This is a genomic window from Cypionkella sp. PAMC25878 (assembly GCF_058135695.1).
On the sequence record NZ_CM176871.1, the window covers coordinates 1,929,742 to 1,944,982 of the forward strand.

Here is a 15,241-nt window from a genome sequence, read left to right on the forward strand (position 1 = left end):
GAAGCGCAGGGCCTATGGATTTAGAAAGACACTTTCTCCAATCTTATTTTTAGAGATGGAGGGTAAGTCCAACGGCCAAAAACCCACCTCCAAATTCGCAACTCGATAGTGTTCCACTGGACTTTGGTCGCCCAAAGAGCGTTGGTTTAATTGTGCCTGGTGACATCCAGGCCTTCCTCAGTAGGGCCAGGCCTTTTGCCTTGCCCCGAACCGAGGAGACAGCACATGGCGAAGACAAAGCACATTACCGCGAAGAATCCGCAGATCACGGGTGGCGGACCCAAGACACATGTTCCGGAAGAGATCCCCGAACAACAGGCCCCCGACCCAACCTCACCGCCCCGCAAAACCAAGGAGATTCTCTTGCGCGACATGCTCTGCGACCCCGCCGGGGTCAGCCTGCAGAGCCTCATGCTGGCGACCGGCTGGCAATCCCACACCGTCCGCGCAGCAATCTCGGGCCTGCGCAAAACCGGGCTGGAGGTGACCCGGACGTCCGGCGAGGCCGGGCCGATCTATACCGCCTCGTTTGCAAGGGACAGTTCCGGCAAAGTAAAAGTCGCCATCATTACTTGCGCGAGCCCGCGGGAGGAAACCGATCAGAAGGCCAGTAAACCCGAAACTCCACCGGTTGCGACGGCCGGGATCACATCAGAGGTGGGAGATGCGGTGGTGCCGGTCTCCACCAGTGCTTCCGGCGCCGGTTCAAACGGAACTTTTGAGAGCTCTGGAAGGGTGGCGTCATGACCGAGGTGGCCCAACTTGCGACCCTGGACCGCGCGGCACTTGCCCGGCTCTGGTCCGACGTCCTCGGCGGACCGGTTCCACCAAAGATGAGCCAGATCCTGCAACGCCGCTTTCTTGCCCATGCGCTGCAGGTCAGACATTCCGGCGATCTACCCACCGCCGCGGCGGCAAGGCTCGACCGGATTGCCGCCGGAAAGGAGCGCGAGGCGTCGCCGACATTGCAGCCCGGCGGGCGCCTGCTCCGGCAATGGAATGGCATCACCCATGTCGTCGATGTCGCCAAGGACGGCTATCTCTGGAACGGCGGGCGCCACAAATCACTCTCCTCCATCGCCCGGGCCATCACTGGCACCCGTTGGTCCGGCCCGCGCTTCTTCGGTCTGAAGCAAAGCGGTGAGCGGCCATGACCCCAAAGCCTATGATCCGCTGCGCCGTCTATACCCGCAAGTCCACCGACGAAGGGCTGGATCAGGAATTCAACTCGCTTGATGCCCAGTATGATTCCTGCGTGGCCTATATCGCAAGCCAACGTCATGAAGGCTGGAAGCTGGCGCCCGAGCGCTTCGATGATGGCGGATTGTCTGGCGGCACGCTGGAACGCCCCGCGCTGCAACGGCTGATGGCGGAGATCGATGCCGGGCGCATAGCTATGGTTGTGGTCTACAAGATCGACCGCCTGACCCGCTCCTTGGCCGACTTCGTTCGCCTCGTCGAGCGGCTCGAGGCCAAGGGCTGTTCCTTCGTATCGGTGACGCAGGCCTTCAACACCTCAACCTCCATGGGCCGCCTGACCCTCAACGTCCTGCTGTCCTTCGCCCAGTTCGAACGTGAGGTGACCGCCGAACGCATCCGCGACAAGATCGCCGCCTCCAAGAAGAAAGGGCTTTGGATGGGGGGCACCGTGCCGCTTGGCTATGACCGCCATGAAGATCCGCTGCGCCGTGAACTTGTGGTGAAGCCGGGCGAAGCCGCAGTCGTCAAAAGCCTGTTCCGGCTCTACGAGGCAACCCCGAACCTGCGTCATGTGGAACTGGAAGCGGCCCGGCTGGGCCTGCGCCCGAAAGCCAGATCAGGCGAGACGGCACAAACCGCCTCGCTGCACCGGTTCAGCCGCGGCCAGTTGCATTACCTGCTGACCAACCCGACCTATCTTGGACGCATTCGTCACCATGAGCGCGATTATCCGGGTCTGCACCCGGCCATCATCGATCAGTCCCTATGGGACAGCGTTCAGGCGAAACTGCAATCGAGCTCGGTAAGGCCGCGTGGACCTGCCGCGACAGTCCCTCCGGTTCGCTGCCTGACAGGAAAGCTGCGCGACGAGACTGGCGATGTCTTGACCCCGACCCACACTGAGCGGCGCGGGCGGAAATATGGCTATTACATCTCGCATCGGCTGATCCGCAATGGAACCGATCCGCAGGCATGGCGATTGTCGGCGTCGGAGCTGGAAGCCACCGTGCGCGGCATCATCGTCCTGCATCTGACCGAGGCCGCTGATCGAAACCTTATCCTCACTGCACCTGATGCCAGTGATGCAGGGGACGTCGGACGGAAAGTTGCCCGGCTGTGCCAGCGCATCGAGGCCGAGCCCGAGTTCATCGGGCACCTCATTGACGGCGTTGTCCTTCACCGGACCCGCATCAGCGTCCGCCTGACAGGCGAGGTGATTGCCGCTGCAATCGGTCATAAATGCGACGACCTTGGCCCCGACCTGATCCACTTCGAACACGGCATCACCTTGAAGCGGCGCGGTGTCGAAACCCGGATCTTTGCGGGCACCTTCCAGCGCTCCCCCGATCCTGTCCTGATCCGCGTTCTCGCAGAGGCCCGCGTCTGTGCCAAATCCCTGCGATCCGGAACTTCGCTCACCGCTCTGGTCGCCCGCACCGGCCATTCCGAACCTTATCTGCGCGCGCGACTGCCGCTGGCCTTCCTGTCACCCAAACTCCAGTTGGCGATCCTCGAAGGCAAACAGTCGCCAGACCTCAGTGTCGCCAAACTGATCGCGACCGAGATTCCCCTCGACTGGGTCGCGCAGGAGCGCCTCTTCCTCTGAAGCGCCCGCTTCCCTGTTACGCCTGTTCCCTTCCCTGTTTGGGCACATTTTCTGCCCTGTTCCCGTGAATATTATTCCCTGTTTTTTGAAAACAGGGAATTCGGTCCTATCCTGCGGAAATCGCGTGGCATTTCGGCGCAAAAAAGCTCAGTAACAGTCCCAAAAAATCGAATTTCCCTGTTAATTCCCTGTTATCACGCGAAAATCAATCCCAAACGGGGTCTTCGGCCTGCAGAGACGGGCGGGGCAATACGAGCAGATGTGCAGGGCCGCGAGCGTCTCCGGACAGAACACAGCCGGCTAACCCCCGGAATTACGGCGGAATTCCAGCGCAACAGGGAAAAGTAATGAGAATCAAGGGGTTGTTGGCGGAAGCGGTGGGATTCGAACCCACGGTAGGGTTCCCCCTACGCTCAGTTAGCAACCGAGTGCTTTCGGCCTCTCAGCCACGCTTCCGACGGGGTTTATTTAGCGAGGCGAGGGGGCGGGGGCAAGAGGGAAAGCGGGGGCAGGGTGTAGATTTGGTGGGGGAGGGTTGGAGGGATCGGGTGGGGGCGTGGCGAGGTGTCCACGCGTGGACAGGGGTGGGGGTATGTTTTATCAAGAGGTTAGGGGGTGCTGATTAAGGGTTTGTTAGGGTTTCTTATATTCTGTGCCAAATATGTCAGGCTAAGCTTGCTTGATGAGACGGGAACACGGAGATGTTTTCGAACCATAGTGCAAGAAGGCTGCCGAAACTGCGTGGCTACATCCGATACATTCATTTTAGCTCTCAGAATGTCTTTAAAGTTTTGACGACGCGAAATCCGACCCAACTACTTTGATGTGTAGAATCTAGCTGCTTGCCACGCCACGCAGATCGAAGCAAATCCATGGGTGCAATGTAAGAGCCTCCGCGCACAACACGTTCTGGGCATTCGTTGCCTGCGGCTACCCGCCATTCGCTTGTCACAGACCATTGCGCCAGTTGTTTGGTATAGCAAGACACAGTGATTTCCATCGCGTTTCCGATCATGTGGCGCAGTCCCCAAGCATTCGCGGTCTCCATAGCGCCAACCTCAACCGGAACCCCGCGTTCAACAAGCTCTGGCATTTTCTGCATCATCACAAATTCCGTAAGCTGCTTGGAAAAATTTGCCTGCTCTGACGTGATCGTGTCGCCTTGAGGGAAGGTTGTTTGTGTTCCAGCTCGCGCTGCGTATTCCCATTCGGCTTCTGTTGGAAGTCGATAGGCATCTGACCCTGTCTTGTCGTTCAACCACTGAACGTAGGCCAAGGCGTCGAAATACGAGACGTATAAAACAGGATACGTCCCGACAACCCTGACTTCTATGGGATTGGGGCCGTCTCGAAACACAGTTTCAGCAGGAATATAACCACCGCATCCGCCATCCTGCACACATGCCATCCAATCGTCATATGTCGTCTCATCCCGCGCCATTGCGAAAGCGATGTCGACTGTGACCAGATGCTGCGGGCCTTCGTCATCTTTGCGGTAAGGATTTGTGGGATTGCCGCTATACTGTGACGCTGGCGTCAATATGCGACGAAACTCGCCCTCTGGTGCGCCCATCATGAAGCTGCCCAAGGGCAATTCTATCATCTCGGGACAGGCGCCACAATCACGAAAGCTTTTCAGCGGCTCTGCGTGCAGGGGGAGGGCGCAGAGGGTCGAAACCATAAGGGCTAATGGAAACACGAAATGGCGTGGCAGCAGTCTTTTCATATTTTGTCCTCTGCACTGCCGGGGCGCGAAAGCTTTCGCGCCCGTTCGACCCTCAAATCGCTCCACTGGAGCGATTTGCCCCCGGCAAGGGCCGGGGTCGGTCCTCACCCATTAAACAAGAAATGCAGCACGTCGCCGTCTTTGACCTCATAGGTCTTGCCCTCAACCCGGAACTTGCCGGCTTCTTTCGCCCCGGTCTCGCCCTTGCCTGCGATATAATCATCGTAGGCGACGGTTTCGGCGCGGATGAAACCTTTCTCGAAATCACCGTGGATCACCCCAGCCGCCTGCGGCGCGAGCATGCCTTTGTGGATCGTCCAGGCGCGGGCTTCTTTCGGGCCGACGGTGAAATAGGTGGACAGGCCAAGCAGTTTATAACCCGCGCGGATCAGCCGGTCCAAGCCCGCCTCGTGCAGGCCCATTTCTTCGAGGAACATCGCGGCTTCGTCGTCGGCCAGCTGAGAAATCTCTTCCTCGATCTTGGCCGAGATCACCACCGAACCCGCGCCCTGTTTCGCCGCCATTTCCGCCACGCGGGCCGATTGGGCGTTGCCATCGGCGGCGCAGGCTTCTTCGACATTGCAGACATACAGCACAGGCTTCGAGGTCAGCAGTTGCAGCAGCCGCCACTGACGCTGATCATCTTCGGCGATCTGGAGATTGCGCGCCGGATGCCCCGCTTCCAGCAATTTCAAAGCTGCGCGCAGCAGGCGGTCTTGGTCCAATGTATCCTGATCGCCGCCGCGCAGTTTCTTGGCAAGGCCGGTCAGGCGCCGCTCGATGCTCTCCATATCTGCGATCATCAGCTCGGTCTCGATAGTTTCCGCATCAGCCACCGGATCAATCTTGCCCTCAACATGGGTGATGTCGCCATCTTCAAAGCAGCGCAGCACATGGGCGACGGCATCACATTCGCGGATATTGGCGAGGAACTGGTTGCCAAGGCCTTCGCCCTTCGACGCGCCACGCACCAGACCGGCAATGTCCACAAAGGTCATTCGCGTCGGGATGATCTGCTTGGAGCCCGCAATCGCCGCCAGTTTGTCCAGCCGCGCATCGGGCACCGCGACCTCGCCGACATTCGGCTCAATCGTGCAGAACGGGAAATTCGCCGCCTGCGCAGCAGCGGTGCGTGTCAAAGCGTTGAACAGGGTGGATTTGCCGACATTCGGCAGACCAACGATACCCATTTTGAAACCCATCGCGCGCACCCCTGTTGTTGGCCGATTGCCAAGACCGCCTGCGGCATAGGCAGGACAGGCGGTGCGGTCAAGGCTTTCGCTTGCGAAACCTGTGCAGGCTTGGGCTGTTGCAGCCTCCGGCGGGAGTATTTTTGCCAAGATGAAATTGCAAGACCGGCTTGGGCGGGGCTGTGAAGAGGCATTGATTTTCCGGGGCTTCCCGTGCAAACCGCTAGACAGATTTGCAGGGATGGGCCGGGATATGAGCAGAATCGACGACACTTTCGCGCGGCTGACATCGCAGCAGAAAAAGGCCTTCGTCGCCTATATCATGGCGGGCGACCCGGATGTGGCACGGTCTTTGGCGGTGATGCAGGGGCTGCCGGGAGCGGGGGTCGATATCATCGAGTTGGGGCTGCCGTTCACCGATCCGATGGCGGATGGCCCGACGATTCAACTGGCGGGCCAGCGCGCGCTTGAGGCTGGGATGACGCTGGACAAGACGCTGCAGATGGTGCGCGACTTCCGCAGCGGTGACAAAACCACCCCAATCGTGCTGATGGGCTACTACAACCCGATCTACTCGCGCGGCGTCGATCTGTTCCTGTCTCAGGCCACCGAGGCCGGTATTGACGGGTTGATCATCGTCGATCTGCCGCCCGAGGAAGACGCAGAGCTGTGCCTGCCCGCGCAGGCCGCGGGTCTGAATTTCATCCGCTTGGCCACCCCCACCACCGATGCCAAGCGCCTGCCGAAAGTGCTGCAAAACACTTCCGGTTTTGTCTATTACGTCTCGGTCACCGGCATCACCGGGGCGGCTGCGGCGCAGGCGGGCGATGTCGGGCCGGAAGTGGCGCGGATCAAGCGTTCGACCGATTTGCCAGTGATCGTCGGCTTTGGCATCAATACGCCTGAGGCCGCGAAAGCCATCGCCAGCGTCGCTGACGGCTGCGTGGTGGGTTCCGCCATCGTCAAGGAGCTCAGCACCGGCAAACCAGTGTCCGAAGTGCTGGCTTTTGTCGCCAAACTCGCATCAGGGGCTCATGCGGCATAAACCGCCAAATCGTCTAAAACTTATCTAAAATTGGGGACCTATATACAGAACTAGCCAGCGAAGGGCGAAGTCGCAGGGGCGGTTAACATGTTGGAAACCTGCGTCGTTCAAGGATGTGATCGCCGTTTGGGCTGTCATGGCCTTGCCCCAGCTGGGATCAGGCCCATATTTTGTGGATCTATGAATGTTCTCGTAAGGTTCGCACACAGTTGCAAACTGAACCACATTTGCGACACTTTGGTCGCTTACGCAGGGTCGAACTTTAAATGAACGTGTTGTCAATCCATGTATGGTATGGTTTGAGTGCCATGAAAATAGCGGGAGTCAAGTATGTCTGAAACACAAAATCTGCGGATCGTCGTTCTACGCGAAGGCGATACTTACGTTGCGCAGTGCTTGGAGTATGACATTTGTACCCAAGCACCGGACATCGCAACTTTGCAAGATCGAATGGAATGCTTGTTAGAAGCCGAACTTACCGAAGGGCAAGCTATTGACGCTGCGCCGGAAAGATTCCACAAGATGTGGGATCAAGCGTTCCTTCGACCAGCAGGCAACCACGAGTATGGATTGATTGCTGCTTAAGCCAGAGTGATCAATGTCAGCACCTTTCGCACCCTCTCCGAAGCTACGTGAGTATCTTGATTGGGTGCGAACCCATGCGGGTTGCGAGGTAAAAGAGGGCGTGCGAGGAACGAAGTCAATCGTTCGAATCAGTTCGCCAACTGGCAAAGTTGTCCATCAAGTTGGGCTGCATGATACAGAACCATTGTGTCATAGTCTCGTTGCGCACCTTGACCGTAGACTAGGCATAGACTCGCCATTTCCCAAGACACCAGACAGCTACGAATAGTTTGATAGCTGGCGGTTGCCCGGACGCGCGGACACCTGTGACGGTATCGAAGGCGTACAGGGACACGGCAGGCACGGCCCGCAAGGTTGATTGATGAACAAGTCTACCCGGAAGTCAGAATATCTCGTATTCACCGTCTGCAAGCACTGCCCAGATTGGCGCTAGTGACCGATCAGCTTGGGCGATAGACGCTCTATGGCAAGCTGCGCGACCGATGGGGCGATTTGCTTTTGCCCTTTCAGATAGTTTTTGAACTTTCCCCCGCTCAAATATTCGTCCTGCAACCATCTGCGATACTCGCCCAGAGCATCCAATGGATAGCAGTTGGCAATTTGCGGGTTAGATTTAGCCTGAGGATGATCCTTGGGGTATCGGTGGGGGAATTTCTCACGATCCCCAAATCTAGCCCCAAAATTATTCAAATCCCAGTGTTTTGCCCAATGCTGTCCGATTGAGATATCGGGAACCATCTTCTCGCCTATGGGAGCACCAGCCATAATTAGTTCATACATTACGGTATGGGCTTCATTGAAAATGCTGAAATAGCCGGAAGGCGCGCTCTGATGGTTCAGTTCAATGCGTTCATGCCACTTTCGCAGCGGTTCCGTGAGGCGCTGCCCAGTAGGATCATAGCCAACTTGGCTGTAGATAAGGTCTTGTAGGGCTTTCCCAGCGAGAATTCGGTAATTGTCACGGGCGGTTGTGCGCGGAGTTGCAGCATCAAAGGCGTAATACTCTAGAACTGCTAGGCATATCGCATCGGGGAATGCGTGGATTGTTCGACTTCCGTCCGAGGTCTCAATATGCGCCTCCGGGGCGCTAATCCCGCGCTTACTTAGGATCGACTTAATTGCGCTAATTCTAGGCTTTTGTGGGTTTTCATTCCAATCCTGACTGATTGTGCGAATGTGGAGGTTCTCAATGCCAACTAGGCGTGCCAGCCCCCGCCCTGTTAGGAATGCTGTCCCATCTTTAAGGACGCCCATTCCGATGCCTTCAATTTCAGCTTGGCGCTCGATTTGCAGGTCAAGCTTGCCCTGTTTTGGGTCGAGTTCCTTAGCGGTCGTTTTTTGAGGCAAGTATTTGATTTCATTTGATTTCATACCGAGTTCCTCTGGCTTTACACGCGGCACAATCGCACCTAACAAATCGTCAAAACTAGCGTCGATGGGGTCTATAATGTCGGGTTTCTTAGCCACGGACCAACTCCTCATAGGACAGGTGCTTGGACGCCATCCTGTCAATAGTCATGTTTATGAACTGCATCGTGCCAACTTGCGAGGTGTTATGGCGGAAAGAAAATTCCTTCACATAGCGATGCAAGTGCTTGGCGCTCATGTAGTGGTAGATGCCATAATGGCCGCGCTTCAACAGCGCCCAGAAGCTTTCGATGCCATTGGTGTGGGCCATGTCACGAACAAACTCACCAACCGAGTGATTGACGGTCAAGTGGTTGAAGCCAGCGCGGGCCAGCGGGCGGTAGCCGCGAAGCTCATCTGTAACTACGGTAGCGCCAGCGGGAGCATTGGCCGCGATGAAGCCGATCAGGGTGCCGGACTTCGTGTTAGCAACTGGCTCTGCGCGAACTTGGCCGCTTTGATCGCGCATCCCGACTACAGCGGTTTTGCCGACAGCGCCGCGACCAATGTGCAGCTTCTTGTTAGCGTGTTTGTTGCTTTCCTTACCGCCCACATAGGCTTCATCGACTTGAACGTGATCGCCCATATCGTCATTCTCGCCACCTTGGCTTTTCAACCAAGTTTCGCGGATACGTTGGGCGAGGAACCAAGCCGACTTTTGAGTGATGCCCAACTCGCGCGCCATTTGGGTTGAAGGGATGCCTTTGCGGGCGCTGGTGAGCATGAAGATAGCCAACAGCCATTTCAGCAAGGGAAGGCGGCTTTCTGCAAGCACAGTGCCAGTGCGGACGCTGAAATGCGCGCGGCAGTCCTTGCAGCGGTAGGCCATCGGTTTGTGGTCTTTGCACTCAGTTACGTTGACAGAGCCGCAATGACCACAAACAGGCTCCGAACCCCAGCGGCGATCTTCAAAGAACTTACGCGCGGCTTCCTCATCGGGAAACTTCTTGAAGAACTCGAAGGTGCTTAGGGTATCGGGCTTTTGCATCGTGAACTCCATCGCTCACGAACATAACTAGCCAAGCATAGAAGGCGTGTCAACTGAACTTTGGCTAGTTAAGTATATAGGTCCCTAAAATTGACATCCTCTGCGCGCAAATATCCCACCGGGGTTTGGGGGTGTGAAACCCCCAAGACGCCCGCCCCGATCACGCCACACGTCAGTCGCCACACGTTTCACCCGTAAACCTGAAAGGCGCGCCATGCACAAAGGTCGTATCGAAGCGTTCTCAGATGGCGTGCTGGCCATCATCATCACCATCATGGTGCTGGAGCTCAAAGTTCCACACGGCCATGATCTTGCGGCGCTCACCCCGCTGATCCCGATCTTCTTCAGCTATGTGTTGTCCTTCGCCAATGTTGGCATCTATTGGAACAACCATCACCACATGTTCCAAGCGGTCAAACATGTCGGCGGCTGGGTGCTTTGGGCCAATCTGCATCTGCTGTTCTGGCTGTCGCTGATGCCCTTTGCCACCGCGTTCATGGGCGAGAATGGCTTTGCCGCCCCCACCGTGGCGCTTTATGGCTTCGATCTGCTGATGTGCTCGGTGGCTTATGCTTTGCTGGTGAAGGCGCTGTTGGCCGAGCATGGTACGGATTCCGACTTCGCCCGGGCGCTGGGGTCGGATCGCAAGGGCAAGATCTCGACGCTGGCTTATACGCTGGCGATGCCGCTGGCCTTTGTGCAGCCGATGCTGGCGCTGATCGCCGTTGTGGCGGCGATCTGGATCGTGCCGGATCGGCGGTTTGCGCGGATGCCGCAGTAAGCACGAAAGCCATTGCGCGAAATCGTTGAAATTGGTAATCATCCATGACCAATTTCAGCGAAAAGGCCCAGATATGCCCCCGGTGATCACCTGCATCGACGATCTCAAGCAGCTTTACAAAAAGCGCACGCCGAAGATGTTTTATGATTACTGCGAAAGCGGGTCGTATACCGAGCAGACCTTCAAGGAAAACACCACGGATTTTGCAAAAATCCGGCTGCGGCAACGGGTTGCGCGTGATCTGACCGGGCGCAGCACCGAAGTGTCGATGCTGGGCAATCCGGTAGCGATGCCGGTCGCGTTGTCTCCGGTTGGCTCGACGGGGATGCAATGGCCGGATGGCGAGATTCTTGCCGCCCGTGCCGCCGCGGCGTTTGGTGTGCCGTTCACGCTGTCGACAATGTCGATTTGCTCGATTGAAGACATTGCCGCACACAGCCCGGTGCCGTTCTGGTTCCAGCTTTATGTGATGAAGGACGAAGATTTTGTCGATGCCGCCATTGAACGTGCGCGGGCGGCGAAATGCTCGGCCTTGGTGCTGACGCTGGATCTGCAAATTCTAGGTCAGCGCCACAAAGATCTGAAAAACGGCCTAACCAGCCCGCCGAAACTGACACTTCCGAACATGATCAATATGGCGACGAAACCGGCGTGGTCGATGGGGATGCTGCAAACCCCGCGCCGCACCTTCCGCAATATCGTCGGCCATGTGAAGGGCGTCACCGACCTCGCCGATCTGACCAAATGGGCGAATGAGCAGTTTGACCCGCATCTCGACTGGGACAAGGTCAAACGCATCCGCGACCAGTGGGGCGGCAAGCTGATCCTGAAAGGCATCCTCGACGCCGACGACGCCCGTTTAGCGGCGGATGTGGGCGCGGATGCGATGATCGTCTCCAACCACGGCGGGCGGCAGTTGGATGGCGCGTTGTCGTCGATCCGCGTGCTGCCCTCGATTGTGAAAGCGGTGGGCGATCAGACCGAGATCTATATGGACTCAGGCATCCGCTCCGGCCAAGACGTGCTGAAAGCCCTCGCCTTGGGCGCGAAATCCACCTTCATCGGTCGTAGTTTCATCTATGGCTTGGGTGCGATGGGGCAAGCGGGGGTCACCAAAGCGCTGGAGGTGATCCAGAAGGAACTCGATATCTCGATGGCTTTGTGCGGTGTTCAACAAGCCCGCGACATCAGCCGCGAGCACGTTCTGGTGCCGCAGGACTTTGAGGGGAATTGGGCGTAGGGGTGCATCCGCAGATTGACGGCTGGCGCTGATCTGGTGCTCTATACCCGCAAGTGCGCAGCGTCGCATGATGTGAATGTGCAAGAAGGATTGTGTAATGGGTGGCGTTGTTGAACCGGTTGTCGAACCCCCGCTGGTGACAGCCTCAATCCTTGGCACTGCTGGCAATGATACGCTCATTGGAACACTAGGCTCAGATACCATCACTGGTCTCACGGGCAATGATGTGCTGTTCGGCGGCGGTGGTGGCGATAGCCTTTATGGTGATGCTGGGGACGACTATCTGGTTTATCGGCCTGGGGATTATCTGTTTGGTGGCGCAGGCATCGACACCGTTTACTTCGATCTGAGCGCGCGCAGTGCTGGCATAGAACTGAACAACGTCACTGTTGGCAGCCCTTTCGTAGGCTTTGAGACGCTGACCGGAAAGTTGACCGCCTTTGATGATACCTTGTTCGCGGGTGCCTTGGGGGGGCCGGATCCCTCGGGCCTGTCCTTTATCTATGCCGGTGCTGGGCAAGACAGCCTTGTTTTGAATTACAGCGGCTTGGCAGTAGCCGAGCATGTGGTGGTTGGCACAGTTGGCAGCAACATCATCGCAGGGCGCTACCAAGGCTCGACCCAACTTGGCTCGGCCAATCTGCATGATTTTGAGGCGGTCACCCTGCGGGGCAGCCTTGGCGATGATAACATGGACCTGTCTGGCTGGACCGGTGGCAAAATGCTGCGGTTGTTTGGTGGCGCGGGCGATGACGACCTGCGGGCCGGTGCTACGGACAGCAATCTGCTTTATGGCGGCGATGGCGATGATGTGCTGGCCGCAAGATCAGGCAATGGCGCGGCGGATCGCCTGTATGGCGGCAGCGGCAATGATGCGTTCTGGTTTGTCACCGGGCAGGATCAGATCTTTGGTGGCGCTGGCGTGGACGAGGTTATTCTTGATCTTTCGGCCTCAAGCGCTGGCGTGAGCATCGGCAAGATCCTTGATGCAGAGTATAGCGACGTCGAAAATTATTACGGCACGCTGACCCAATATGCCGACACTGTCCGCTTGGTTTGGGCGGCGACGGCTTTTGGCGGCGGCAGTGGGCTGTTGGATGCGGGCGCAGGCAATGACACGCTGGTGCTGGATTTTGGCCACATCACCGCTTTGGGCTACTCGGCGGCTTCCAGTATTGGCACTGGGGTCGGCAGTAACTTTGGCGTGGATTTGTTTGGCGCGAATGGCGTGCGCTCAGACAATCTCAGCTATGTCGGGTTTGAGCATATCACGCTGCTGGGCAGCAGCGGAAATGACAGCCTGCGGGGCGTCGATCTTGCCGAAACCCTGCGCGGGCGTGACGGCGATGACTGGCTGCGTGGCGGGCGTTTTGGCGATCTGTTGGATGGCGGCGCGGGCAATGACACGCTCCAAGGCGATTTAAGCGGCAGTCCGGGTGCCGACGATACGCTTTATGGCGGCAGCGGCGATGATACGCTGGAAGGTGAAGCGGGCAACGACTTGCTGTTTGGTGGTGATGGCGCTGACGGCCTGTTCGGCGGCTATGGTGATGCGCGCAGCTATGGCGGCAGTGGCGACGATACGCTGTTGGGCTGGTTTGGCAACGATCTACTCAGTGGTGGTAGTGGCAATGACAGTATCGACGCCGAGGTCGGCGCGGACACTTTGCACGGCGGGCAGGGTGATGACTGGTTGGGTGGCGGTTTAGGCGCCGACTGGATGACGGGTGCGGATGGCAACGACAGTCTTTACGGCGACACTGGCTTTGACGACAGCGGCGGGGCGGACAGTCTTTTTGGGGGCGATGGTGATGATTGGCTGTCCGGCGACGGCGGTTCGGATCTGCTTTACGGCGGGATGGGCAATGATGTGCTGGACGGGGGCAGAGATTACGCGCTTTCGCTCGGTGATGACAGCCTTTTCGGGGGCAGTGGCGATGACAAACTCTACGGCTATGACGGCAACGACGTGATGTCGGGTGGTGCAGGCAGTGACAGTTTGCGGGCTGGCATTGGCAATGACGTGATGACGGGCGGCGGCGGCGTCGATCGGTTCATCTTCGATTTCAACGGCTACGCCTCGGACGACCATGACACGATTGCCGATTATGCCGCAGGCGAGGTGATCAGTTTTGCCAGATTTACCCCCTATAGTCTTGCCGATTTCACCATCACGCAAGACGGGGCGGATCAGTTGATCAGTTGGAGCAATGGCACGCTGACCTTGTTGAATTACAGCGGGGCGGTGACTTTTGCGTTCGGGGTCGATCAGGGCCTTTAACGCCGCAACAACACCCGTGCCAACACTGGGATGCCCGCCAGCATCACGGCGGCACAGACGAAGGCAAAGCGTAGGCCGAACTGGCCTGCGACAAAGCCAATCGCAGGCGGGCCGAAGAAATAGCCGAAATAGCCGATCAGCGTCGCCCGTGCCACCGCGCGGGCGCGGGCGGCGGGGTCAGACAACTGCCCTACCAAGGAAAATACTGTGGGCGCGATCACCGATGATCCGATCCCCATCACGATGAACCCGGCATAGGCCATCGTGGGCGTCACCGCCAAAGCCGCCCCCAATGCCCCCGCCGCCGAGATCACCGCCCCCCCGGTCAACAGCCACACCGCCGGGATACGGCTGGCCAAACCTTGCCCGAACAGCCGCGCCACCCCCATGGTGATCGCCATCACCGCAGGCCCCATCGCGCCATCAGACGGTGAGCCGCCCAAGTTCTTCTCGATGTGCAAAGCCGACCAATTCTCGGCCGCATTCTCGGTCAGAAACGCGATCAGCACCATCGCCCCGCCGATCACTGGCACCAGACCCAGATGCGCAGCGCCCTTGCCCTTTGGCCGCGCGAGGCCCTCAATCCGGCCATCCGCCTCATAACTCGCCAGCGCAATCACCCCGGCCAACAGGGCCATACTGCACAAAACCCAAGCGGGCGACCACCCGGCACTGCGCAACGCCCCGGTGGCAATCGCGCCACCGGCATAGCCGAAACTATAGGCGGCATGGCAGAGGTTCATCAGCGGCCGCCCGCTCTGCGTCTCCAGCGTCGCCACCCGCGCGTTCATCAGCACATCGGTCAGCCCAGTGCCAGCGCCACAGGCCATCATCGCCAGCGGGAATAGCAGCAGATGACTGAACTGCCCCGGCAGAGTGAACGCCACACACATCAGCAGACACGAGATCAGCATCGCGCGGCGACCAAACGCCACGCCCAGACGCGGAGCCACCAGCATCGCGCAGACCGCCGCAATCGGGGTCATGAACATCAAGGCCCCCAAGCGCGACTCGTCAATGTCGAGCATGGTCTTGATATCGGGCAGATCGGCAGCGAACGACCCCCACAGCACGCCCATCGCGGCAAAAGCCGCCACGGCGGGGCGGGCGACGCGAAGGGTATTCAGGGCGGTCATAAAATTCTCCTGCGGACTCAGGCGGGATAGCGCGCGGCGGCTGGAAAGACTATCCT

13 protein-coding genes and 1 tRNA gene are annotated in these 15,241 nt (G+C 58.3%); 8 read left to right on the forward strand and 6 right to left on the reverse strand.

What is annotated here, in order from left to right:
- Window positions 1–225: 225 nt before the first annotated feature.
- The 3 genes from ACS5RD_RS09300 to ACS5RD_RS09310 are packed head-to-tail and all read left to right on the forward strand — an operon-like array spanning window position 226 to window position 2,806.
- Window positions 226–747 (forward strand): DUF3489 domain-containing protein, encoded by a 522-nt coding sequence (locus ACS5RD_RS09300; RefSeq protein WP_489930945.1) that lies wholly within the window; start codon window positions 226–228, stop codon window positions 745–747.
- Entirely contained in the window at window positions 744–1,154 is a 411-nt protein-coding gene (locus tag ACS5RD_RS09305) for a DUF2924 domain-containing protein (RefSeq protein ID WP_489930946.1), read from the forward strand. The genes ACS5RD_RS09300 and ACS5RD_RS09305 overlap by 4 nt, the downstream gene beginning before the upstream one ends.
- Window positions 1,151–2,806 carry a recombinase family protein gene (locus tag ACS5RD_RS09310; protein WP_489930947.1) on the forward strand — a complete coding sequence of 552 codons (1,656 nt, stop codon included), beginning with the start codon at window positions 1,151–1,153 and terminating at the stop codon, window positions 2,804–2,806. Before ACS5RD_RS09305 ends, ACS5RD_RS09310 begins: the two co-directional genes overlap by 4 nt.
- A 366-nt stretch (window positions 2,807–3,172) precedes the next feature.
- Here the strand turns inward: ACS5RD_RS09310 and ACS5RD_RS09315 are convergent.
- From ACS5RD_RS09315 to ychF, 3 genes are all read right to left on the reverse strand, one after another.
- Window positions 3,173–3,262 (reverse strand) — tRNA-Ser (locus tag ACS5RD_RS09315).
- Window positions 3,263–3,578: 316 nt separating this feature from the next.
- A complete protein-coding gene (locus tag ACS5RD_RS09320; RefSeq protein WP_489930948.1) occupies window positions 3,579–4,532 on the reverse strand; it encodes a formylglycine-generating enzyme family protein in 954 nt (317 codons plus the stop codon).
- A gap of 104 nt (window positions 4,533–4,636) precedes the next feature.
- Window positions 4,637–5,734 carry a redox-regulated ATPase YchF gene (gene ychF, locus ACS5RD_RS09325; protein ID WP_489930949.1) on the reverse strand — a complete coding sequence of 366 codons (1,098 nt, stop codon included), beginning with the start codon at window positions 5,732–5,734 and terminating at the stop codon, window positions 4,637–4,639.
- 241 nt (window positions 5,735–5,975) lie between these two features.
- Here ychF and trpA point away from each other — a divergent pair, with 241 nt between their 5' ends.
- Together trpA and ACS5RD_RS09335 are read left to right on the forward strand one after the other, a co-directional pair.
- Window positions 5,976–6,767: a tryptophan synthase subunit alpha gene (trpA, locus tag ACS5RD_RS09330; RefSeq protein WP_489930950.1), complete on the forward strand. Its 792-nt coding sequence runs from the start codon at window positions 5,976–5,978 to the stop codon at window positions 6,765–6,767.
- A 330-nt stretch (window positions 6,768–7,097) separates the two neighbouring features.
- The gene (locus ACS5RD_RS09335; protein ID WP_489928261.1) at window positions 7,098–7,352 is read left to right on the forward strand and encodes a hypothetical protein; all 255 of its coding nucleotides are present in this window, start codon (window positions 7,098–7,100) and stop codon (window positions 7,350–7,352) included.
- A gap of 429 nt (window positions 7,353–7,781) precedes the next feature.
- Here the strand turns inward: ACS5RD_RS09335 and ACS5RD_RS09340 are convergent, their stop codons facing one another.
- Both ACS5RD_RS09340 and ACS5RD_RS09345 read right to left on the reverse strand, forming a co-directional pair.
- The gene (locus tag ACS5RD_RS09340) at window positions 7,782–8,819 is read right to left on the reverse strand and encodes a BstA C-terminal domain-containing protein (protein ID WP_489928262.1); all 1,038 of its coding nucleotides are present in this window, start codon (window positions 8,817–8,819) and stop codon (window positions 7,782–7,784) included.
- Window positions 8,812–9,747, reverse strand: a complete 936-nt coding sequence (locus tag ACS5RD_RS09345) for an IS1595 family transposase (RefSeq protein WP_489928263.1) — start codon at window positions 9,745–9,747, stop codon at window positions 8,812–8,814. Before ACS5RD_RS09345 ends, ACS5RD_RS09340 begins: the two co-directional genes overlap by 8 nt.
- 214 nt (window positions 9,748–9,961) lie before the next feature.
- Here ACS5RD_RS09345 and ACS5RD_RS09350 point away from each other — a divergent pair, with 214 nt between their 5' ends.
- From ACS5RD_RS09350 to ACS5RD_RS09360, 3 genes are all read left to right on the forward strand, one after another.
- Window positions 9,962–10,528, forward strand: a complete 567-nt coding sequence (locus tag ACS5RD_RS09350; RefSeq protein WP_489930951.1) for a TMEM175 family protein — start codon at window positions 9,962–9,964, stop codon at window positions 10,526–10,528.
- Between the two features lie 73 nt (window positions 10,529–10,601).
- Window positions 10,602–11,768 carry an alpha-hydroxy acid oxidase gene (locus tag ACS5RD_RS09355; RefSeq protein WP_489930952.1) on the forward strand — a complete coding sequence of 389 codons (1,167 nt, stop codon included), beginning with the start codon at window positions 10,602–10,604 and terminating at the stop codon, window positions 11,766–11,768.
- A gap of 97 nt (window positions 11,769–11,865) precedes the next feature.
- Window positions 11,866–14,049, forward strand: coding sequence for a calcium-binding protein (locus ACS5RD_RS09360; RefSeq protein ID WP_489930953.1), 2,184 nt, complete (start codon window positions 11,866–11,868; stop codon window positions 14,047–14,049).
- On the opposite strand, the gene ACS5RD_RS09365 is transcribed toward ACS5RD_RS09360, so the two are convergent.
- Window positions 14,046–15,185, reverse strand: a complete 1,140-nt coding sequence (locus ACS5RD_RS09365) for an MFS transporter (RefSeq protein ID WP_489930954.1) — start codon at window positions 15,183–15,185, stop codon at window positions 14,046–14,048. The genes ACS5RD_RS09360 and ACS5RD_RS09365 overlap by 4 nt on opposite strands.
- Window positions 15,186–15,241: the final 56 nt, after the last annotated feature.